The sequence below is a fragment of the Pseudomonas sp. SZ40 genome (genome assembly GCF_052958135.1).
The window spans coordinates 21,711-42,564 of sequence record NZ_JBQWIF010000036.1 but is presented as its reverse complement, the minus strand read 5'-3'; the positions used below and the strand labels follow the sequence as shown (position 1 = coordinate 42,564).

At 63.1% G+C, this 20,854-nt stretch carries 15 protein-coding genes; 10 read left to right on the top strand and 5 right to left on the bottom strand.

The genetic code is table 11. The annotated features are described in order from the left end of the window. Positions 1-53: 53 nt before the first annotated feature. Complete coding sequence (locus ACT9T4_RS21900) at positions 54-1,115, bottom strand: AraC family transcriptional regulator (RefSeq protein ID WP_042552828.1); 1,062 nt, start codon at positions 1,113-1,115, stop codon at positions 54-56. A gap of 195 nt (positions 1,116-1,310) precedes the next feature. Between ACT9T4_RS21900 and ACT9T4_RS21895 the strand changes: the two genes are divergently transcribed. From ACT9T4_RS21895 to ACT9T4_RS21885, 3 genes are all read left to right on the top strand, one after another. Next, positions 1,311-3,347: an oxidoreductase gene (locus tag ACT9T4_RS21895; RefSeq protein WP_499118904.1), complete on the top strand. Its 2,037-nt coding sequence runs from the start codon at positions 1,311-1,313 to the stop codon at positions 3,345-3,347. A 186-nt stretch (positions 3,348-3,533) separates the two neighbouring features. Beyond that, positions 3,534-4,820, top strand: coding sequence for a chromosome partitioning protein ParA (locus ACT9T4_RS21890; protein WP_499118902.1), 1,287 nt, complete (start codon positions 3,534-3,536; stop codon positions 4,818-4,820). A 54-nt stretch (positions 4,821-4,874) separates the two neighbouring features. Further along, positions 4,875-5,810, top strand: coding sequence for a 1-aminocyclopropane-1-carboxylate deaminase/D-cysteine desulfhydrase (locus tag ACT9T4_RS21885; protein WP_179537822.1), 936 nt, complete (start codon positions 4,875-4,877; stop codon positions 5,808-5,810). 4 nt (positions 5,811-5,814) lie between these two features. Here the strand turns inward: ACT9T4_RS21885 and ACT9T4_RS21880 are convergent, their stop codons facing one another. Further along, complete coding sequence (locus tag ACT9T4_RS21880) at positions 5,815-6,747, bottom strand: DUF1853 family protein (RefSeq protein WP_042552832.1); 933 nt, start codon at positions 6,745-6,747, stop codon at positions 5,815-5,817. Positions 6,748-6,991: 244 nt separating this feature from the next. On the opposite strand from ACT9T4_RS21880, the gene ACT9T4_RS21875 reads away from it, so the two are divergent. From ACT9T4_RS21875 to ACT9T4_RS21865, 3 genes are read left to right on the top strand one after another with little or no spacing between them, the layout of a single operon-like run. After that, positions 6,992-7,882 (top strand): NAD(+) kinase, encoded by an 891-nt coding sequence (locus ACT9T4_RS21875; RefSeq protein ID WP_042552833.1) that lies wholly within the window; start codon positions 6,992-6,994, stop codon positions 7,880-7,882. Further along, a complete protein-coding gene (locus ACT9T4_RS21870) occupies positions 7,882-8,856 on the top strand; it encodes a metallophosphoesterase (RefSeq protein WP_042552834.1) in 975 nt (324 codons plus the stop codon). Before ACT9T4_RS21875 ends, ACT9T4_RS21870 begins: the two co-directional genes overlap by 1 nt. Further along, on the top strand, positions 8,853-9,716 hold the full coding sequence (locus ACT9T4_RS21865; RefSeq protein ID WP_499118898.1) for a rhomboid family intramembrane serine protease: 864 nt from the start codon (positions 8,853-8,855) through the stop codon (positions 9,714-9,716). The genes ACT9T4_RS21870 and ACT9T4_RS21865 overlap by 4 nt, the downstream gene beginning before the upstream one ends. A 7-nt stretch (positions 9,717-9,723) precedes the next feature. On the opposite strand, the gene ACT9T4_RS21860 is transcribed toward ACT9T4_RS21865, so the two are convergent. From ACT9T4_RS21860 to ACT9T4_RS21850, 3 genes are all read right to left on the bottom strand, one after another. After that, positions 9,724-12,099 (bottom strand): TonB-dependent siderophore receptor, encoded by a 2,376-nt coding sequence (locus ACT9T4_RS21860; RefSeq protein ID WP_499118896.1) that lies wholly within the window; start codon positions 12,097-12,099, stop codon positions 9,724-9,726. Positions 12,100-12,291: 192 nt separating this feature from the next. Further along, entirely contained in the window at positions 12,292-13,203 is a 912-nt protein-coding gene (locus ACT9T4_RS21855; protein ID WP_499118895.1) for a DUF4880 domain-containing protein, read from the bottom strand. Further along, a complete protein-coding gene (locus ACT9T4_RS21850; RefSeq protein ID WP_499118893.1) occupies positions 13,200-13,709 on the bottom strand; it encodes a sigma-70 family RNA polymerase sigma factor in 510 nt (169 codons plus the stop codon). The genes ACT9T4_RS21855 and ACT9T4_RS21850 overlap by 4 nt, the downstream gene beginning before the upstream one ends. A gap of 160 nt (positions 13,710-13,869) precedes the next feature. Here ACT9T4_RS21850 and ACT9T4_RS21845 point away from each other — a divergent pair, with 160 nt between their 5' ends. The 4 genes from ACT9T4_RS21845 to ACT9T4_RS21830 all read left to right on the top strand — a co-directional run bounded on the left by ACT9T4_RS21845 (position 13,870) and on the right by ACT9T4_RS21830 (position 20,840). Beyond that, the gene (locus ACT9T4_RS21845) at positions 13,870-14,133 is read left to right on the top strand and encodes a YeaC family protein (protein WP_042552838.1); all 264 of its coding nucleotides are present in this window, start codon (positions 13,870-13,872) and stop codon (positions 14,131-14,133) included. Beyond that, positions 14,133-14,966 carry a DUF2797 domain-containing protein gene (locus tag ACT9T4_RS21840; RefSeq protein WP_042552839.1) on the top strand — a complete coding sequence of 278 codons (834 nt, stop codon included), beginning with the start codon at positions 14,133-14,135 and terminating at the stop codon, positions 14,964-14,966. The genes ACT9T4_RS21845 and ACT9T4_RS21840 overlap by 1 nt, the downstream gene beginning before the upstream one ends. Before the next feature lie 68 nt (positions 14,967-15,034). After that, positions 15,035-17,698, top strand: coding sequence for an aminopeptidase N (gene pepN, locus ACT9T4_RS21835; protein ID WP_499118892.1), 2,664 nt, complete (start codon positions 15,035-15,037; stop codon positions 17,696-17,698). Between the two features lie 1,138 nt (positions 17,699-18,836). After that, on the top strand, positions 18,837-20,840 hold the full coding sequence (locus ACT9T4_RS21830; RefSeq protein ID WP_179537826.1) for a DUF1302 domain-containing protein: 2,004 nt from the start codon (positions 18,837-18,839) through the stop codon (positions 20,838-20,840). The last annotated feature ends 14 nt before the right edge of the window (positions 20,841-20,854 follow it).

Here is a 20,854-nt window from a genome sequence, read left to right as displayed (position 1 = left end):
TACCTATTAAGACGGATGAGAAGCGTAAAACCCGCAGGCGCAAATGAAAATAATTATTTCAAAGATTCAGACAGTTTGGCCATGCCCAGCCGATGGGTGCGACGCAGCTCGCCGGGCGTCTGCTGCAGCCAGCGTTTGAAGGCGCGCTGAAAGGCTTCCGCCGAGGCGAATCCGAGCAGGTAGGCGATCTCTCCGAACGTCAGTTCGGTATCGCGTACGTAGGCGGTGGCCAGATCCCGGCGGGTTTCATTGACGATGCTGCTGAACCGCGTGCCTTCTTCGGCCAGGCGCCGGCGCAGGGTCCAGCTCGGCAGCTGCAACTGCCGGGCGATGTCGTCCATGTCCGGTTCGCGGCCATGCAGACGCGGGCCGAGCAGTTGGCTGACCCGCTCACGCAGGCTGTGGGTGCGGGTCAGGCGCTGCAGTTGCTGCTCACAGAGTTGCAGCAGTTCCTGCCAGGTGCCGGGGCAGTGCTGGGGGTTGCGCAGGTTCAGGGTCGGCTGGTCGAGGCGCAGGCCATTGAAGGCAGCATCGAAGGTGGGCAGGCAGCGAACTTCGCATTCGTAGCGTTCGGCGTAGGCAGGCGGCGAGCATTCCAGATGCAGCGCCTCGGCCTGCAATTCGGTTCCCACGAGCGTGCCCAACTGCTGCAGCCAGCCAGCCAGTACCGAATCGACCACGAAACGGTTGTAGGCGTTGTAAGGGCCTATCGAGTGAAAGCGCAGCCAGGCGCCCTGGCTGTCTTCCTGGAGGCTCGAGCGACCACGGTAGTTGGAGGCATACAGCAGTTCGAAGCGGGTCAGCGTGCGCGCCGCCTCACGCACCGTGGGTGCCTGGGCGGCGGTGATACCGGCGAGGCCCAATTGCTGCAGACGGGCGAAACGGCCCATCAGCAGGCCCAGCGCCGGCTCGCCGGTCAGTTCGATGGCGCTGTGCCCCAGGTGCATGTAGCGCGGAATCGACAGCCTGGCCTGTGGCTCGGCCAGGCGCGGGGCATCGAAACCATAGTGTTCCAGCAAGGGGTGTGGCTCATGCCCGAGGTGGCGCACGGCGTCGGCCAGGCTGTAGAGAAAGCCGACGGAGAGATCGCCCAGGCGAATACGTGCGGGGTTCATGGGCTCTGTCGATACTGATGGACGGGCAGGTAGGGTATCCCGGCCGGCGATACCTCGCCAGCCTCACTGTCATTCAGGATCAGTAAGTTGTCATTTATGATCATTGAGGCGGGGTCATGGCTTCACTATCGTCTGTCCCATACAGACCGCTGCCCACGAAGGCTGCGGCATCCCGTGATCACCGCCGATGGATCCATGACCATGACCGCTTACCCGCATTTGCTCGCTCCGCTGGATCTGGGTTTCGTCACCCTGAAGAATCGCACCCTGATGGGCTCCATGCACACCGGGCTGGAGGAGAAGCCAGGCGGCTTCGAGCGCATGGCGGCCTATTTCGCCGAGCGGGCTCGCGGTGGCGTCGGGCTGATGGTCACCGGCGGCATCGCGCCGAACGAGGAGGGCGGGGTCTACGCGGGCGCGGCCAAGCTGAGCACCCCGGAAGAAGCCGAGAAGCATCGTATCGTCACCGCAGCGGTGCATGCCGCCGACGGCCTGATCTGCATGCAGATTCTCCACGCCGGTCGTTACGCCTACAGCCCCAAGCAGGTTGCGCCGAGCGCCATTCAGGCGCCGATCAACCCATTCAAGCCCCGCGAGCTGGATGAAGAGGGCATCGAGAAGCAGATCGCCGATTTCGTCAGCTGTGCGCTGCTGGCGCGCCAGGCCGGTTACGACGGGGTCGAGATCATGGGCTCAGAGGGGTACTTCATCAATCAGTTCCTCGCCTCCCACACCAACCAGCGTACCGACCGCTGGGGCGGTCGTTTCGAGAATCGCATGCGCCTGCCCGTGGAGATCGTGCGCCGGGTGCGCGAAGCGGTCGGCAGCGACTTCATCATCATCTATCGACTGTCGATGCTCGACCTGGTGGAGGGCGGCAGCGACTGGCAGGAAGTGGTCGTGCTCGCCAAGGCCATCGAGGCGGCAGGGGCGACCCTGATAAACACCGGCATCGGCTGGCACGAAGCGCGCATTCCCACCATCGCCACCAAGGTGCCGCGGGCGGCGTTCACCAAGGTCACTGCCAAGCTGCGTGGCGAGGTGAGCATTCCGCTGATCACCACCAACCGCATCAACACCCCGGAAGTGGCGGAGCGGGTGCTGGCCGAGGGCGATGCGGACATGGTGTCCATGGCCCGGCCGTTTCTCGCCGACCCGGAGTTCGTCAACAAGGCGGCCGCTGGCCGGGGCGACGAAATCAATACCTGCATCGGCTGCAACCAGGCGTGCCTCGACCACACCTTCGGTGGCAAGCTGACCAGTTGCCTGGTCAACCCTCGCGCCTGTCACGAAACCGAGCTGAACTACCTGCCGAGCGCAGCGGTGAAAACCATTGCCGTGGTCGGTGCCGGCCCTGCCGGCCTGGCTGCCGCCACGGTGGCTGCCGAGCGTGGCCATCGCGTCACCCTGTTCGATGCGGCGGGGGAAATCGGTGGCCAGTTCAACGTCGCCAAGCGAGTGCCCGGCAAGGAGGAGTTCTTTGAAACCCTGCGCTACTTCAAACGCAAGCTGGAAACCACAGGCGTCGATCTGCGCCTCAATACCCGGGTCAGCGCGGGGGACCTGCTGGCTGCCGGCTTCGACGAGGTCATCCTTGCCACCGGTATCGTGCCGCGTACTCCGGCGATCGACGGCATCGGGCACGCCAAGGTGATCAGCTATCTGGACGCCATCCTGCAACGTCAGCCGGTCGGCCAGACGGTCGCGGTGATCGGCGCCGGCGGCATCGGCTTCGACGTCAGCGAGTTCATCACCCACGCGGGCGTCGCCACCAGCCTGGATCGTGAGGCGTTCTGGAAGGAATGGGGCATCGACCCGGCCCTGCATGCCCGTGGTGGCGTCGCCGGTGTTCAGGCCGAGATCGAACCCGCGGCGCGTCAGGTATTTCTGCTGCAGCGCAAGAAGAGCAAGGTCGGTGACGGCCTCGGCAAGACCACCGGCTGGATCCACCGTGCCGGGTTGAAGAACAAGCGGGTGCAGATGCTCAATGCCGTCGAGTACCTGAAGATCGACGATGAGGGGCTGCACATCCGCATCGCCGATGGCGAACCGCAGTTGTTGCCGGTGGATACGGTGATTCTCTGCGCCGGTCAGGATCCGTTGCGCGAACTGCAGGATGAGCTCGTGGCTGCCGGGCAGGCGGTGCACCTGGTCGGCGGTGCGGATGTGGCGGCCGAGCTGGATGCCAAGCGCGCCATCGATCAGGGCTCGCGTCTGGCCGCGGCGCTGTGAGACGCCACGTTTCGGCAGGTTCTACCGAACACTTCACGGTTCTGGGTTGCCATTCGTCCCGCAGCTGAATGACTGCCAACCGGTTCACACAGTGGTTCCGGTGTTCTCGCCTAGACTTGTCTGGCTGCCGCTCTGGCGTTGCAGCCGACATGGAACCGAGAACCGTCATTCGTCTGGAGAGCATCGATGAGCAAGCCGCAACTGGTCGAGGCCGTGATGTTCTTCGCTGAAGACGGCAGCATCGGTAAGCAGATGTTCTACACCGAGTTCGAGACGTTGCTCGATGGCCTGGTGAAGATGCCGGTGTTCGCCGATCAGCAGGTTCGCGTCACCTACGTGGTGATCAATGCGCGCCTGCAGATTCGCTCCGCAGTGTTCTTCTATCTGGATTTCGACGAAAGCGGCGCGCCCGACAGCGGCTGGAACATTCCCTTGCAGCAGCTGGCCGAGCGCGCTGGCCGTGGCCCTGACCTGGGTGCCGGGCCCATTCGCCTGGCCTGCCGCAGCCAGTGCCCGGTTTCCTGGCACCAGATGCACCTGTGGGATCCCAGTCTGGTCACCGGCAAGAATGATCTGGCCTTGCTGCGTGACACCGTCAAGCTCAACAGCCTGGGCATCGTACTTCAGGAAGAAGAAGCCAATAGCGTAGCGCCCGAGCGCTTGCAGGTGGCTTCCGAAGATCAATGGTACGCCGTGGATCCATCCCGGGATCTGGCCGAAAAGCTGGCCGAGCGGCTGTCCCATGACTATCGGCAGAAGGCCGCGCAACTGGTCAAGCAGCAGCGTGAGCGGCTCGCCAGTCTCGGCCAGGAGCATCAGGCGGAGATGGCGCGTGTCGCGGCTCAGGCCGAGGCCCGGGTTACCGATCTGCAGGGGCAGATTCAGGCGCTGCGCCAGGCCGTGCGGCAGCAGGAAACGCTGAATCACAGTCTCAAGTCGCAGCTCACCGAACAGTTGGCCATTCAGCAGAGCGAGCGCGACGAAATGGCGGTCCGCCTGCGTGGCGCCGAGCGTCATGCACGTACCGAGCGTGACATTCTCCGCGAACAGTTCGACGACGAGCTGCGTGCGCGGATACTCGCGACCCAGGCCAGCGCGGAGGAGCAGGCCCGGCGCCGTGAAGCCGAGGCCTCGCAGCGTGGCGCCCATCAGGTGCTGGAACGTCTGGCCGGGCAGGGTGTGGTGTTCGTGGTGTTTCACCCGGGCGCCGGTCACGTCACCGTACCGTTGCAGGATGTCGAACGTTATCTGGCCAGCCCGCTGGCCTATGCCGCGAGCAAATGCTTCGTTTCCGAAGCCTTGTACCGCCAGTGGCTGGAGCACTATCAGCGCCCGCGTTGCGAAGGCCTGCATGCCGATGGCCAGCGTTGCGACGTTGCCGTGGAGCGCATCGAGACGCCGGGGCGTTTCGTGGTTGGCGACTCCAACTGCTGCATGGCGCACAAGGCGGCCCGCCTGCGCACAGTGGGCTGAGGCCGATCTGGGATACAATCGCAGGCCCTTTCACCAGGCCTCTCGCGTGCGTTCATGGCGTCACTTTCCCTAACGGCCGTCAGCGCCTGGCGCCCCCATGCGCCGCTGCAGCGCCTGTCGTTCGACTGGTTGGCAGGGGTCGAGCTGGCGGTATTGCGGCTGGATCTGATCGACCCGCTGATCAGCGGCAACAAGTGGTTCAAGCTCCGGCCACATCTGCACGCCGCTGCCAGGCAGGGCGCACGCGGCATCATCAGCCTGGGTGGTGCGCACTCCAATCATCTGCATGCACTGGCCGCCGCTGGCCAGCGTTTCTCCTTCGCCACCGTCGGCCTGCTGCGGGGGCAGCCACAGAGCACGCCAACCGTCGTGGATCTGCAGCGCTTCGGCATGCAGCTGCACTGGTTGGGCTACGGCGGTTACCGTGATCGACACCGTGCGGATTTCTGGCTGGACTGGCATGCGCGTTATCCCGGCTTTTGCGCGGTGCCCGAGGGCGGCGGCGGTTTGCCGGGTGCCATGGGCTGTGCGCAGTTGCCCGCGCTGGTGGCTGCGCAGTTGCCAGCGCTGGGTTGGCCCGATTATCACGGCTGGTGGCTGGCTGCGGGCACTGGCACCACCCTGGCCGGGCTGGTGATTGGAGAGGGCGCGCAGCGGGTCGTGCATGGTGCACTGGCAGTGCCCCGCGATCATGGCGTACCGGCGCAGGTGCAGGCCCTGCTGGCGCAGGCCGGGATGGCCGATGCGGGCTATCGGCTGTTCGCTGCCTGCCGAGGCGGTTTCGCGCGGCAGGATGCCGACTTGCTGGATTTCATGGCGCAGTGCGAGGCGCAGAGCGGTCTGCCTCTCGAACCCCTGTATACCGCCAAGGCGCTGATGAGCCTGCGTGAGGCCATCGAAGGTGGCGAGATCGAGGCCGGCACGCGGCTGATCTTTGTGCATACCGGTGGGTTGCAGGGGCGCCGCGCCGCCCTGATCCCGGCGCCATGATCAGCTAAGCCAGCCGTGGCCAATCATCGGCGACCAGAAACAGGCGTTGGTGCTCGTGCAGGTGGCCGTCGACGCCGGGGCGCAGATCCACCAGCAACTGCGCTTCGGCATCCGTGGGCAGCTCGCCAAGCCAGTTTTGCAGGCGAGCGAACGACCAGCCTTCCTGCACCGGCAGCCTGGCCGGGGCCAGCCAGGCGTGGCGCGGCAGCGGCTGCCAACAGGCCGCTGCATCCTCCACCTGGAAGGCCTGCCAGTCGCGCCGGTGCAGCCACTTGCCGCGCAGGTGCTGCGGGTGAGCGTCTGGTGGTGCAGGGCAGGGGTGGCCATGGGGGTAGAACAGGTACCCGCCGATCCACATGGCCGCCTCGATGGGCTCGCTGGTCAGCGCATCCAGAGCAGGGCGTGCCACGGGCTGAGCCGAGAGTGGCAGTTGATGGCTGGCGAGATGCTCGAGCTTGATATCCAGACGATCATGGCTGCCGGGGCCGATCCATTGCGCTCTTTGTTGCGACGCCTTGCCCAGATACAGCTTGATGGCCAGTTCCAGATGATGCACGCCGCTGGCATCGCGCAGCAGCAGATCCAGCTCGCCCAGGGTGTGGCCTTGCTGGCGAATCGGCAGGTTGGCGGCCAGTACCTCGATGCCTGGGGCGGCCTCCAGGGCGAACTGCCACAGGCGCTCGTAATAGAGGCCCAGGCGGCGTACCGAGCTACGCGACAACCAGGTCTGCAGCGCAGCAGGCTCTTCATCCTGGCGCAGCAGCCAGTCCGCCAGCAGGCCCGGCTCGGCAGCCCATTTGCCATCCGTCAGCGGATGACGCTGCGTCGGGTGTGGGTGGGCCAGCAGGGGCGCAGAAAGCAGCGTCCAGGCCAGGTCGCGCACCGCTGGCTGATTCAGGCGCTGGGGGAGATCGGCGAGGGTGTCGAAGGCGTTCATCTGTGCAGCATAGGGACTTTTCCCCGATCGGTGCGGGGGGCTGTTGCAGGGCATCTCGAAAAATTGGACGAGGCGGTCAGCGCAAGGCAAAAACAGGCGAAAAAGCGCAGCTTAGGAGCGGTGAGTGAGCAGTTTGAGCCAGTTCTTGACAGGGCGATGGCAGCGCAGGTGGTTTTTTGAGGTGCCCTGAGGCAGTGTTTCACCCATAATCGGGCCATCAGAACCAGAGCGTCGCAGGAGCCCCATGGAGCAGTTTCGTAATATCGGCATCATCGGTCGCCTGGGCAGTACCCAGGTGCTCGACACCATTCGCCGCCTGAAGAAGTTCTTGCTCGAGCGCCAGCTGCACGTGATTCTCGAGGACACCATCGCCGAGGTTCTGCCTGGCCATGGTCTGCAGACATCCGCCCGCAAGCACCTGGGCGAGTTCTGCGACCTGGTGATCGTGGTCGGTGGCGACGGCAGCATGCTCGGCGCAGGCCGCGCCCTGGCCCGGCACAAGGTGCCGGTGCTCGGCATCAACCGCGGCAATCTGGGGTTTCTCACCGATATCCGCCCGGATGAACTGGAGTCCAAGGTCGCCGAGGTGCTGGAAGGCAACTACCTCACCGAGAACCGCTTTCTGCTCGAAACCGAAGTGCGCCGTCATTCCGAGGCGATCGGCCAGGGCGACGCGCTCAACGACGTGGTGCTGCACCCGGGCAAGTCCAACCGGATGATCGAGTTCGAGCTGTACATCGACGGCCAGTTCGTCTGCAGCCAGAAGGCCGATGGTCTGATCGTCGCCACGCCGACCGGCTCCACTGCCTACGCCCTGTCGGCTGGTGGGCCGATCATGCACCCCAAGCTGGACGCCATCGTCATCGTGCCGATGTACCCGCACACGCTGTCCAGCCGGCCGATCGTGGTGGATGGCAACAGTGAGCTGAAGATCGTCGTCTCCAAGGATCTGCAGCTCTACCCGCAGGTGTCCTGTGACGGCCAGAACCACTTCACCTGCGCGCCCGGCGACACCATCACGGTACGCAAGAAGTCCCAGAAGCTGTGCTTGATCCACCCGCTGGATCACAACTACTACGAGATCTGCCGAACCAAGCTGGGATGGGGTAGCCGACTCGGCGGCGGAGGCGACTGATGCAGCTCGACCCGTCTCGCGGCTACGACCTGATCGGTGATATCCATGGCTGCGCCAATACTCTGGTGCACCTGCTCGAGCGCCTGGGTTATCGCCGTCAGAACGGGGTCTGGCGCCATCCGCAACGTATGGCGGTGTTCCTCGGCGACCTGATCGATCGAGGCCCGCGCATTCGCGAGGCCGTGCACCTGGTGCACGACATGGTGCGGGCCGGTGAGGCGCTGTGCATCATGGGCAATCACGAGTTCAACGCCCTCGGCTGGATGACGCCGGCACTGCCGGGCAGCGGCCGCGACTACGTGCGTGAGCGTACCCCGCGGCACGGGCGGCTGATCGGCGAAACCCTCAAGCAGTTCGAGCCATACCCTGACGAGTGGCGCGATGTGCTGGCGTGGTTCTACGAGCTGCCGCTGTTTCTCGATGCCGGTCATTTTCGCGTGGTGCACGCCTGCTGGGACGAGGGCATGATCGCACCGCTGCGCCGGCAGTTTCCGGATGGCTGTATCGATGAGCATTTTCTGCAGGCCTCTGCCGTGCCTGGCAGCTATGCCTGCACCGTGCTCGATCGGCTGCTGCGCGGCACCGACATGCGCCTGCCCGACGGCTTGACCATGACCAGTGGTGACGGCTTCACCCGCTCGTTCTTCCGCACCAAGTTCTGGGAAGACAACCCGCAGACATACGGCGATGTGCAGTTCCAGCCCGATGCCTTGCCGGATCTGGTCGCGCAGATGCCGCTCAGCGAGCTGCAGAAGACCGAGTTGCTCAAGTACGGGCCCGATCAACCCTTGCTGTTCGTCGGCCATTACTGGCGCAGTGGCACCCCTGAACCGATCCGCCCGAACCTGGCCTGTCTGGATTACAGCGCCGTGATGTACGGCAAGCTGGTGGCCTACCGCCTTGATCAGGAAACCCGTCTGGACCCGCGCAAGTTCGTCTGGGTCGATGTCGAGAAACCGGAGGCGCCGCGATGAGCCCGGTGATCGCCTTGCGTGCACCGCTCGATGAGGACCTGACGCCTTTCATCACCCTGTTGCGCAACCTGGGTGTCGCCCACCGGGTCGCCGAGCAGTCCAATGAGCAGGTGCTCTGGGTGCCCGATGAACATATCGCCGGTCAGGTGCGCGAGCTATACGCCCGAGCGCCCCAGGGCGATCCCAGTGTGCAACCCGTGCAGGTTCAGCCAGCGCGCAAGCTACCTGGCTTTCTCGATCAGGCCCGGCGCAGCCCGCTGACGTTGGTCGTGCTGGCCCTGACCGTGCTGGTCGCGCTGCTGACCTGGGGCGGTGAAGATTACGATGTCGTGCGCTGGCTGAGCTTCGTCGACTTCCAGATCGAAGGTCAGTACATCTACTTCGCTTCCTTCGCCCAGGTCGTCGACAGCGGCCAGTGGTGGCGTGTGTTCACGCCGATGCTGCTGCATTTCGGCGTGCTGCACCTGGCCATGAACAGTTTGTGGTACTGGGAGCTGGGCCGACGTATCGAGGCACGCCAGGGCGCGCTCATGCTGCTGCTCCTGACCCTGTGGTTCGGCCTGGCAGCCAACGTCGCGCAATACCTGTATGGCGGTCCGGCGCTGTTCGGCGGGTTGTCAGGCGTGCTTTATGGTCTGCTCGGGCACTGCTGGCTGTTCCAGTGGCTGGCCCCGAATGCGGCTTACAAGCTGCCACGGGGCGTGCTGGTGAGCATGCTGATCTGGCTGCTGATCTGCATGACCGGTGTATTCGAGCTGCTGCAGTTCGGCGCAATCGCCAATGCCGCCCATGTCGGTGGGCTGGTCGCGGGGTGCGTCACCGGGCTGATTGGCGGTCTGCTGGCCCGGCGACGCCGCTGATGTGCGCTTACCAGCGATAGCTTAGCGAGCCGATCAGGCTGCGTTCATCGCCATAACGACAGGTCGTGTTGCAGAACAGGTACTTCTCGTTGCCCAGGTTCTGGGCCTTGGCGGCCACTTCCCAGTGGTCGTCGATTTCATAGCTGATCAGCGCATCGAACAGCGTGTAAGCGGGGATCTTGCCTTCATAGACCGTTGGTGTGGTGCGTGTGGTGCCGGTATAGCGTGCGCCAGCTGCGAGTCGTAGCTGCGGCAGACCGAGGGCGCTCAGGCGATAGCTCGCCCACAGACTGGCACTGTGGTAAGGCACGCCTTCGATGCGTTTGCCGACATTGCTGGCGCTGCTGTCCTGGATCACGTGGGAGTCGGTATAGGCGTAGGAGGCGGTGAGGCTGAGGTTGTCGCTGGCCTCTGTCTTGGCCTCCAGTTCCAGGCCTTTGGAGCGGGTTTTCCCGTATTGCACGAATGTGGCGCTGGCGGCGTCGAAGCTCAGTGAATTTTCCTGAGTCAGTTGGTACACCGCAGCACTGATCAACGTCTGGCTGCCGGGAGGTTGATAGCGCACACCGACCTCATACTGCTCGCCTTCCAGCGGCGCGAAGGCATTGCCAGCGGCTGGATTGCTGACATTGGCCGGCTGAAACGACTGGCTGTAACTGGCGTAAGGCGCCACGCCGTTGTCCGCCATGTAGACCAAACCAATACGGCCGGTGGCTTTCTTGTCGTTGCGGGTAGCACGTGCCTCGGTCGCGAAGGTAGTGGTGCGGCTTTCCGCCCAGTCCTGACGGGCGCCCAGCAGGAGCAGCCACTTGTCGTCGAACCTGATCTGATCCTGCAGGTAGAGGCCCTTCTGCGCGCTGTGCAGATCGGAGCCGCTTTCGGCGGCGGTGTTTTCGCCGTAGCCGGTATGGATCGGGTTGGCGAGATCCAGCGGCGGTGCCAGTTGCGCCAGGGAGGCGCTGATATGGCGGTGGGAGTCGTATGTCTTGTGGTAGTAGTCCACCCCCACCAATAAGCTGTGTTGCCAGCGGCCACTGTCCAGCGTGTATTGCAGGTTGTTGTCGGTGGTCCAGCCGGTGGAGCGCTCGTCACGTTCGCTGTAGCGGCGCAGTAACTGACTGCCGACGATGGCTTGTGGAATCAGGTAGTCCCAGTCGGTGTTGGCCTGGAAATAGCGCAGGCTGTGGTTCACTTGCAGGTGGTCGTTGAAATGGTGCTCGAACAGGTACCCGAGCGTGTCCATACGGTTGTTGAAATGGTCGTAGCCGGGTTCGCCAACGAAGTCGTCGCGACCTATCTTGTAGCCCGGCGTATCGCTGTAGGTGGTCATGGTGTAGGCCGTCGGCGGGGCGAAGCCGGTGAAGGTTTCCTGATGACTGGCCAGAATGGTGAGCGAGCTGTCCTCGTTGGGACGCCAGGTCAAGGCGGGCGCGATGTAGCGGCGGTCGTCGTCGATATGATCGACCTGCGTATTGCTGTCGCGCCACAGACCGGTGAGGCGGTAGCTGAACTGGCCCTGATCGTCCAGCGGGCCGCCTAGGTCGAAGGTGTACTGGCGACGGTCGTAGTTGCCGATTTCGATACCCACTTCATGCAGCGGTTCGCTGGTCGGGCGCTTGCTGATGGTGTTGATCAGTCCACCCGGCGACAGTTGCCCATAAAGCACGGATGAGGCCCCTTTGAGCACTTCTACCCGCTCCACGCCGTAGGCTTCGATGCTGCCGTCGTAGGGGTTGGCCTGCAGTTTCATGCCGTCGCGCAGAATACCGCCGGTGCCCGCGCCCACGTTGAAGCCGCGCAAGGTGAAGTCGTCCGCGGTACGGCTGAAACCACTTGGCTGGCTGCTGAAGCCAGCGGTGTATTTCAGTGCATCGGAAAGGTTATCGCCCTTGCGGTCGTTCATTTCGTCGCGGGTTACTACCGAAATCGACTGTGGCGTCTCGAGCAGCGATGCATCGGTCTTGGTGGCCGAGCCGCCTCGCTGGGCGACATAGCCGGAAAAGGGTGCGCCCGTGCGTTCACTGGCAATCGTGGAGTCGACGCGGGTGGCATCGAGGGTCATCGATCCGTTTTGTGGGGCCGGCTGCACGCTGAGCGTTCCGCCACTGGTGGCACGTACTTCAAGACCGCTGCCACGCAGGGCCTGCTGTACTGCTTCGCTGGCGCTGAACGAGCCATGTACGGGAGCGGCCTGATGGCCATCGACGTCCGCAGGGATGAACAGTATCTGCTGGCCACTGCGTTGGCCGATTTCGATCAGCGTAGCGGCCAGCGGTGCCGCCGACAGTGCGAAATCATGGCGCTGCTGCGATGCACTGGCATTGCCATGCATGGCGACCACGAAAGCGGTGATGAAGAACGGCAAGCAAGACTGATGAGGCATGGTGATCCAGAGCTCCGAGTCGCAGGAAACACCCCTGGCGATCGCTTTCGCCAGAGTTCTTTACGGGTATGTGCGATGAGTCGGAGTTTTTTTCAGGCGTGGGTGAAAATTAATTCGCTGCACCTAGAGTCTGTTGACGTTTCCGCGCAGCCCGTAGGGCCTGGCGCGGCCGTGCTGACACGTCAACAGACCCTAGACATGCTCGATACGCGTCCATACGCCGAGGTAGCTATGGACGCGTACCGGCAGGATGTCCGCCAAGGCAGCCAGCGCCTGGGCGCTGTTATCCAGATTGAATACGCCGGAGATACGTAGATGTGCTGCATTTTGGGAAAGCTGCAGCATGCCTCGGTGATAGGGGCGCAGTTGGTCGATCAACTGGCCCAGCGTCCAGTCGTGCGCTTGCAAGAAACCGTTGACCCAGGCATCTGGGGCTCCCACGAAAGGTCGCATCCCTGTCACGCCATTGGCGAGCATGTGCACTTGTTGCCCTGGCAGCAGGGGGCGCCCGGCAATGCTTGCGCTGCCACGCAGTAGGCAGGCACGAGCGAAATCATCGTGCAGCTCCAGCACGCAGCGCCCGTCCGCCAGCTGGATCTCCCCAAAGCGACTCGCTAGAGTCATGGGGCTCAGTTCTCCACCTTGCGTGTCGATGACCAGGCTGCCTTGATGCAGGCGAACAAGGTGTCGCTCACCGGAAAGGTCGAGGTCGACGGCGCTCTGTGCATTGAGTGTCAGCCAGGCACTTGGCAATTCGATCCGCTGGCGCTCGGCGGTTTGCGTACGAAGGTCGGCGTTCCAGTTGTTCAGCGGCATGCCAGGTTTGCCGAGCAGGTGGGCGCCGACAGCCATCGTGCTGATTGCCAGCGTGCCGCGTAGCAGGTTGCGGCGGCTCAGGTTCGGCGTGTTCAGCGCTTGTCTGGCTGGCGCAGCCTTCAGTGGTAGCAGCGTTTTACCAAGTCGCTGTTGTAGGGCATTCCAGGCGTCGGTGTGAGCAGGATTGGCACTCAGCCACTGCTGGAAACGTGTGTGCTCGTCATCGCCGAAGTTGCCCGAACTCTGCCGTGCGTGCCACTCGATGGCTTGCTCTATCAGTGGGCTCACGTCTCGGCACCGTAGCAGGCCCTGAGCCCCTGAACGATGTACTGATGCACCCGCGTGACGGACACGCCAAGCTCCACTGCAATCTGTGCGTAGGTCAGGCCATCCAGCTGGCTGCATAAAAAGGCGGCGCGAGCCTTGCTGGAAAGCCCGTCGAGAAGCCGATCGATCTCGACAAGCGTTTCCAGCAGCAGGTAGTGATCCTCAGCAGAAGGGGCCAGGCGCTCCGGCTCGGCGGTCAATGCCGCCAGGTAGGCACGTTCGAGGTCGCGGCGCCGCCAACTGGCGAATACCAGGCGTTTGGCAATGGTTGTCAGCAGTGCACGTGGTTCGTGGATCTTTCGCTGATCGCGCATGGCGACAACCTGAGCGAAGGTTTCGGCGGCCATGTCCGCAGCGTCGTGGCGGCAGCCAAGACGAGCGCGCAGGCGCTCGAACAACCAGCCATGGTGCTCGCCGAACAGATTGTGAAGCATCGCCGTCCGATTGCTGGAGTTGGCAGGAAGCATGCTGGGAAGGTCACTTGATAGTGAAAACTATTATCATTTTGTCATTTGACTTCACCACTGGCAATCGCATCCGCCGCGCGATATGCGCTGTTTCGATCAATGCCCGTGCGCCGAAGCATGTGGCCCGGTAATATGTGACTTTTTGAGCCTGGAGCCAGCCATGTCCTCCTTCGTCGAATTGATCCGCAACATCACCCCGGACGTGTATGAAAGCCTCAAGCTGGCCGTGGAGATCGGCAAGTGGCCGGACGGCCGCAAGCTGACTCAGGAGCAGAAGGAACTGAGCCTGCAGGCGATGATCGCTTGGGAGATCGAGAACCTGCCCGAGGATCAGCGCACTGGCTACATGGGCACCTCCGAGTGTTCCTCGAAGTCCGAGCCGATCCCGAACCTGCTCTACAAGTCCTCGGAAACCCTGCACTGATGGTTGAAGTAGCCCGTGGCGCCCTGAGCAAGATGGCCACCCAGCTCGATGCGCCAGTGCAGTACGCCTTTCGTCTGGGTGACGAGCGGATCGCCGTCAATCCGATGATCGGCAAGACCGTGCGCCTGGAGTTTCTTGGCGCGATTCATTGCAGCCATTGCGGGCGCAGAACCAAGACCAGTTTCAGTCAGGGTTATTGCTACCCCTGCATGCAGAAACTCGCCCAGTGCGACCTGTGCATCATGAGCCCGGAACGCTGCCACTACGACGCCGGTACCTGCCGGGATCCGGGGTGGGGCGAGCAGTTCTGCATGACCGATCATGTGGTCTACCTGGCCAACTCGTCGGGCATCAAGGTGGGCATCACCCGCGCCACGCAGATCCCCACGCGCTGGATCGATCAGGGGGCCACCCAGGCGCTGCCGATCATGCGCGTGGCCACTCGCCAGCAGTCCGGTTTCGTCGAAGACCTGCTGCGCAGCCAGGTGGCCGACAAGACCAATTGGCGCGCGTTGCTCAAGGGCGATGCGACGCCGGTCGACCTGCTCGCCGTGCGCGAACAGATCTTCCATGCCTGCGCCGAAGGCATCGATGCGCTGCAGCAGCGTTTCGGCCTGCAGGCCGTGCTGCCGTTGAACGAGCAGTCGGTGGTCGATATCCGTTACCCGATCGAGGGCTATCCGGCCAAGATCACCAGCTTCAACCTGGACAAGAATCCCGTCGCCGAAGGCACACTGCTCGGCATCAAGGGCCAGTACCTGATGTTCGATACCGGCGTGATCAATATCCGCAAGTACACCGCTTACCAGATCGCAGCCAGCTGCGCCGCCTGACCGGCAGGCGCTGCTGACGCCATTCACCTGTCTGTCACGCCAATGGGCGTGGCATCGAAGAGGTTCCCATGCGCACCGAGCAATCGAAGACCATCTACCTGAAGGACTATCAGGCGCCGGATTACCTGATCGACGAAACTCACCTGACCTTCGAGCTGTTCGAGGATCACACCCTGGTCCACGCCCAGTTGGTGATGCGTCGCAACCCGGCGCTGTCGGCCGATCTGCCCGTGCTGACCCTCGATGGTCAGCAGCTGGAGCTGCTTGAACTCAAGCTCGATGATCGCGCGCTGAGCGCCACCGACTACACGCTCACCGACAGTCACCTGACCCTGCAGCCGACCCAGGCCAGCTTCGTCGTCGACAGCAGCGTGCGTATCCACCCGGAAAGCAACACCGCGCTGGAAGGGCTGTACAAGTCCAGCGGCATGTTCTGCACCCAGTGCGAGGCCGAAGGCTTCCGCAAGATTACCTACTACCTCGACCGCCCGGACGTGATGAGCAGCTTCACCACCACGGTGAGCGGCGACAAGCAGAAGTATCCGATCCTGCTGTCCAACGGCAACCCGGTGGCCAGCGGCCAGGAAGACGACGGTCGGCACTGGGCGACCTGGGAAGACCCGTTCAAGAAGCCGGCCTATCTGTTCGCTCTGGTCGCCGGTGATCTCTGGTGCGTGGAAGACAAGTTCACCACCGTGAGCAGCCGCGAAGTGACGCTGCGCATTTATGTCGAGCCGGAAAACATCGACAAGGTGCAGCACGCCATGGACAGCCTGAAGAAGTCCATGAAGTGGGATGAAGAGGTCTACGGTCGCGAGTACGACCTGGACATCTTCATGATCGTCGCGGTCAACGACTTCAACATGGGCGCCATGGAGAACAAGGGCCTCAACATCTTCAACTCCAGCGCCGTGCTGGCCCGCGCGGAAACCGCCACCGATGCCGCGCACCAGCGGGTCGAGGCGATCGTCGCCCACGAGTATTTCCATAACTGGTCGGGCAACCGGGTAACCTGCCGTGACTGGTTCCAGCTGTCGCTCAAGGAAGGCTTCACGGTGTTCCGTGACGCAGCGTTCTCCGCCGACATGAACTCGGCGACGGTCAAGCGCATCCAGGACGTGGCCTACCTGCGTACCCATCAGTTCGCCGAGGATGCAGGCCCCATGGCCCACCCGGTGCGCCCGGATGCGTACATGGAGATCTCCAACTTCTACACCCTGACCATCTACGAGAAGGGTTCCGAAGTCCTGCGCATGATCCACACCCTGCTGGGCGAAGAAGCCTTCCGCAAGGGATCGGATCTGTACTTCGAGCGCCACGATGGCCAGGCCGTGACCTGCGACGACTTCGTCAAGGCCATGGAAGATGCCAGCGGCATCGACCTGACCCAGTTCAAGCGCTGGTACACCCAATCGGGCACCCCGCGCCTGGCCGTCGCCGAGCGTTACGACGCTGCCGCGAAAACCTATACCCTGACCTTCACCCAGAGCTGCCCGGCCACTCCAGGGCAGCGCGAGAGCGACAAGTTGCCCTTCGTGATTCCGGTCGAGTTGGGGCTGCTCGATGCCCAGGGCGACGACCTGCCACTGCGCCTGCAGGGCGAGGCCGCTGCCGCTGCTGGTAGCCGCGTGCTGTCGGTGACCGAAGCGCAGCAATCGTTCACTTTCGTCGATATCGCCGAAAAACCCTTGCCTTCGCTGCTGCGTGGCTTCAGTGCACCGGTCAAGCTGAGTTTCCCGTACGACCGCGATCAACTGATGTTCCTGATGCAGCACGACAGCGATGGTTTCAATCGCTGGGAGGCGGGTCAGCAGCTCAGCGTGCAGGTGCTGCAGGAGCTGATCGGCCAGCACCAGCGCGGCGAGACGCTGGAGCTCGATCAGCGGCTGGTCAGCGCACTGCGCACCCTGTTGCAGGATGGCTCGCTGGATCAGGCCATGGTCGCCGAGATGCTCTCGCTGCCAGGCGAGGCCTACCTCACCGAGATCAGCGACGTGGCCGATGTCGACGCCATCCACGGCGCGCGTGAATTCGCTCGCCAGCAACTGGCCGAAGCCTTGTTCGAGCCGCTGTGGCAGCGTTATCAAGCCAACCGCGAGGTATCGCGCACGACGCCTTACGTGGCCGAGGCCGAGCATTTCGCTCGTCGCGCCCTGCAGAACATCGCGCTGTCGTACCTGATGCTGACCGGCAAGCCCGAGGTGCTGGCGGCGACGCTGGAGCAGTACGAGGCGTGCGACAACATGACCGAGCGCCTCACCGCCCTGGCCGTGCTGGTCAATTCACCGTTCGAGGCTGAGCGCAGCAAGGCCCTGGCGGCCTTCGCCGAGCACTTCAAGGATAACGCCCTGGTCATGGATCAGTGGTTCAGCGTCCAGGCGGCCAGCACCTTGCCAGGTGGCTTGGCGCGCGTGCAGGCGTTGATGGAGCACCCGGCGTTCACCCTGAAGAACCCCAACAAGGTACGTGCGCTGATCGGCGCATTCGCCGGCCAGAACCTGGTCAACTTCCATGCCGCCGATGGCAGCGGTTATCGCTTCCTCGCCGATCAGGTGATCGTGCTCAACGCCCTCAACCCGCAGATCGCGTCGCGCCTGCTGGCACCGCTGACCCGCTGGCGCAAGTATGGCAGCGAGCGCCAGGCGCTGATGAAAGCGGAGCTGGAGCGCATTCTCGCCTCCGGTGAGCTGTCGGCGGATGTTTACGAGGTGGTGAGCAAGAGCCTGGCCTGAGGAGTATCCCCGTAGGAGCGTCGCCCCCGGTGCGATGCGATAGCGGCCTTGATGCGATATATGCGTTGTTCACGCGATTCGCCCGCAAGCGGGCTCCTACAGGGGCGGGTTGGTCACGGTGGTGTAGGAGCGTCGCCCTCGGCGCGAAGAGGGTGGCCTTGATGCGGTATCTGCGTTGTCCCCGCGACTCGCCCGTAAGCGGGCTCCCACAGGGGAGGGCTGGTCACGGTGGTGTAGGAGCGTCGCCCTCGGCGCGATGCGATAGCGGCCTTGATGCGATATCTGCGTTGTCTCCGCAATTCGCCCGCAAGCGGGCTCCTACAGGGGCGGGTTGGTCACGGTGGTGTGGGAGCGTCGCCCTCGGCGCGAAGAGAGTGGCCTTGCTGCGGTATCTGCGTTGTCCCCGCGATTCGCCCGCAAGCGGGCTCCTACAGGGGCGGGTTGGTCACGGTGGCCCTCGGCGCGAAGAGGGTGGCTTTGATGCGATATCTGCGTTGTTCACGTAATTCGCCCGCAAGCGGGCTCCTACGGGCTCCGTGTGTAGGAGCCCGCTTGCGGGTGATGCGATGGTGGCCTGACCGCTCTCGTGCCCCTCGCCATTGTGCCGGCATTCATCAGCGTGCCGGCCCTCCATCCTGCTTGGGTGCAGTTCAGCAGCCAGCAGAAACCCTCCGAAGGTCTGAAAAGTTCGTTCTAGAGCGGTTTGACTTGATTTAACGCGCATCATCGGGCCGAATGTTACCGTTCGTTCCCGCAGTAACGTTTTTTCGTTACCTGTCGGTATCGAAAGTTACCTTCTTATAAGTCGACACACTTAATATCCGGCGCCGTCGATTGACGAATGCGTGGAGCTGTGTGCGCTTCGCAGCGCTTTCTGGGGAGGAGGGCGTTCGAAAAGGCGCTAATCGAGGGCTATTGGTCAGTGGACGACCAGTCATAAAAAGACGCTACGGAGCTGCTCTGGAAAAGCACTTTCGGCTAATACGATCGTTTGAATTGGCACCAAGGTTGCACTGCATGGGGCAGTGACGTCAGCCAGTTCAGCGCAATGACAGGACGCCCCAGCAAGGTGTCCGCCAGGCCCACCGAAAACGGGCCGGATAGAACAACGACTGTCTGTCAGCGGAGTAGAGATTCAATGCGTATCAAGTCCTTTGAGCCGGCCTTGCGCCTGGTGCCGGCGAAGGCGGGTTATGCCCTGGCCAGCGTGTTACCGCTGCTGGTCACGGTGCCCGTACAGGCGGCGGAGTTCAGCTTCGTCGACAACGAAATCAGCGGCTCGCTCGACACCACGCTGTCCTACGGGCAGCTGTGGCGTGTGCAGGGGCAGAGCAGAAGCAACGACGACGTCAACGTCAACGACGGCAATCGCAATTTCGATACCGGGCTGGTTTCCGAGGTGTTCAAGATCACCTCCGACCTGGAAATGAATTACCAGAACTACGGCCTCTTCGTGCGTGGCACGGCGTTCTATGACACCCGGATCATGGACAAGCGCAACGACTTCAACAGCGGTAACAGGCCCACTCAGCCGAGCCAGAACTTCCCCAACGATGACAGCTTCACTCGCGATACTCGGCACAAGGCCGGACGCGATGCGCAGATTCTCGATGCCTACGTGTATGGCAACTGGGATGTCGCTGAGCGTCCGGTCAGTGCGCGTCTGGGCCGGCAGGTGTTCAACTGGGGCGAGGGCGTGTTCTATCGCGGTGGCGTGAACACCAGCAACCCGGTGGACGGAGCGCGCTTCCGTCTACCAGGTTCGGAGATCAAGGAAGTGCTGATCCCCGTCGAGGCGGTCAGTTTCAATATCGGCCTGACCGACAACCTGTCGATGGAGACCTTCTACCAGTTCAACTGGAAGGAAACCGCCATCGACCCCGTGGGCAGCTACTTCTCCGAGACCGACCTGTTCGCCGAGGGCGGCAATACCGCCTATTCCCGCCTGCCGGCGCTGCTTCCGCTGGCCGGGTTGTATGGTGGCCTGGGCGCCACGGGTGGTCTGCAGGGTGGTCGCAACATCGACGGCAACGGTTACATCAAGGTGGCGTCCATCGGCAAGGACATCAATGCCAGGAACGATGGGCAGTTCGGCGTGGCCTTTCGCTATATCGCCGAGCAGTTGAACTCGACCGAGTTCGGTTTCTACTTCGTCAATTACCACGCCAAGGAGCCGACCGCTGCGGCCGATCTGGGCAGCTATCCCGGGCTGAATCTCGCGGCCATTCAGGCGGCTGCAACGCCGGCCATCCAGCAGTCGGTAGCCAGCGCGGTCGGGCTGACGGTGCCCCAGCTGCAGGGCGCCATCGCGGCCGATCCTACCGGTGGCCTGGCCAATGCCTACCGCAATGCACTCTCCAGTGCCGTGGGCGGGATTGCCACCATCGACGTCGCCAACAGCATCAACGCCCGCCGCGAGTACGTCGAAGATATCCGCATGTACGGCTTCAGCTTCAATACCACCCTGGGCAATGCCTCGCTGTTCGGTGAGCTGTCCTATCGGCCGAACCTGCCGATCGGTGTCGCCGCCACCAACGACCTGCTCGGCGATCTGCTGCGTCAGGCGCCGCAAGTGGTGCAAGGCCAGCAGGTGAATATCGGTGGCAACGCTCTGCAGCTTGGCGAGCAGATCCACAACTACGAGCGTGTCGAGGCCTACAACGCCTCGCTGGGCAGCATCTACAACTTCGGCCCGTCGCTGGGGTTCGATGCGCTGACCGGCGTGGCCGAACTGGCCTCCGAGCACCTGCGCGGCAGCGACCTGAAGTACACCGCCTACGATGGCTCGACCCGCTACTACGCCGGGCGTGGTGATTCCTCCTACGCGTTCGGTTATGGCCGCAGTTATCAGGTCAACAAGAACGCCTATGGTTACACCCTGGTGCTGTCCGGCACCTGGAACGACGTCGTGGCCGGGGTCAATCTGTCGCCCTTCGTCGTCTACAAGGATGACTTCGAGGGCAACTCCTACCAGACCGGTAATTTCGTCGAAGGCCGCAAGGCTTACACCCTCGGCATGAAGGCCAACTACATGAACAGCCTGGAAGCCGAGCTGCAGTACACCGAGTTTTCCGGTGGCGGTAACAACAACGCCGTGCGCGACCGCGACAATGTCGGCGTCAACGTCAAATACTCCTTCTGATCACGGAGATACAG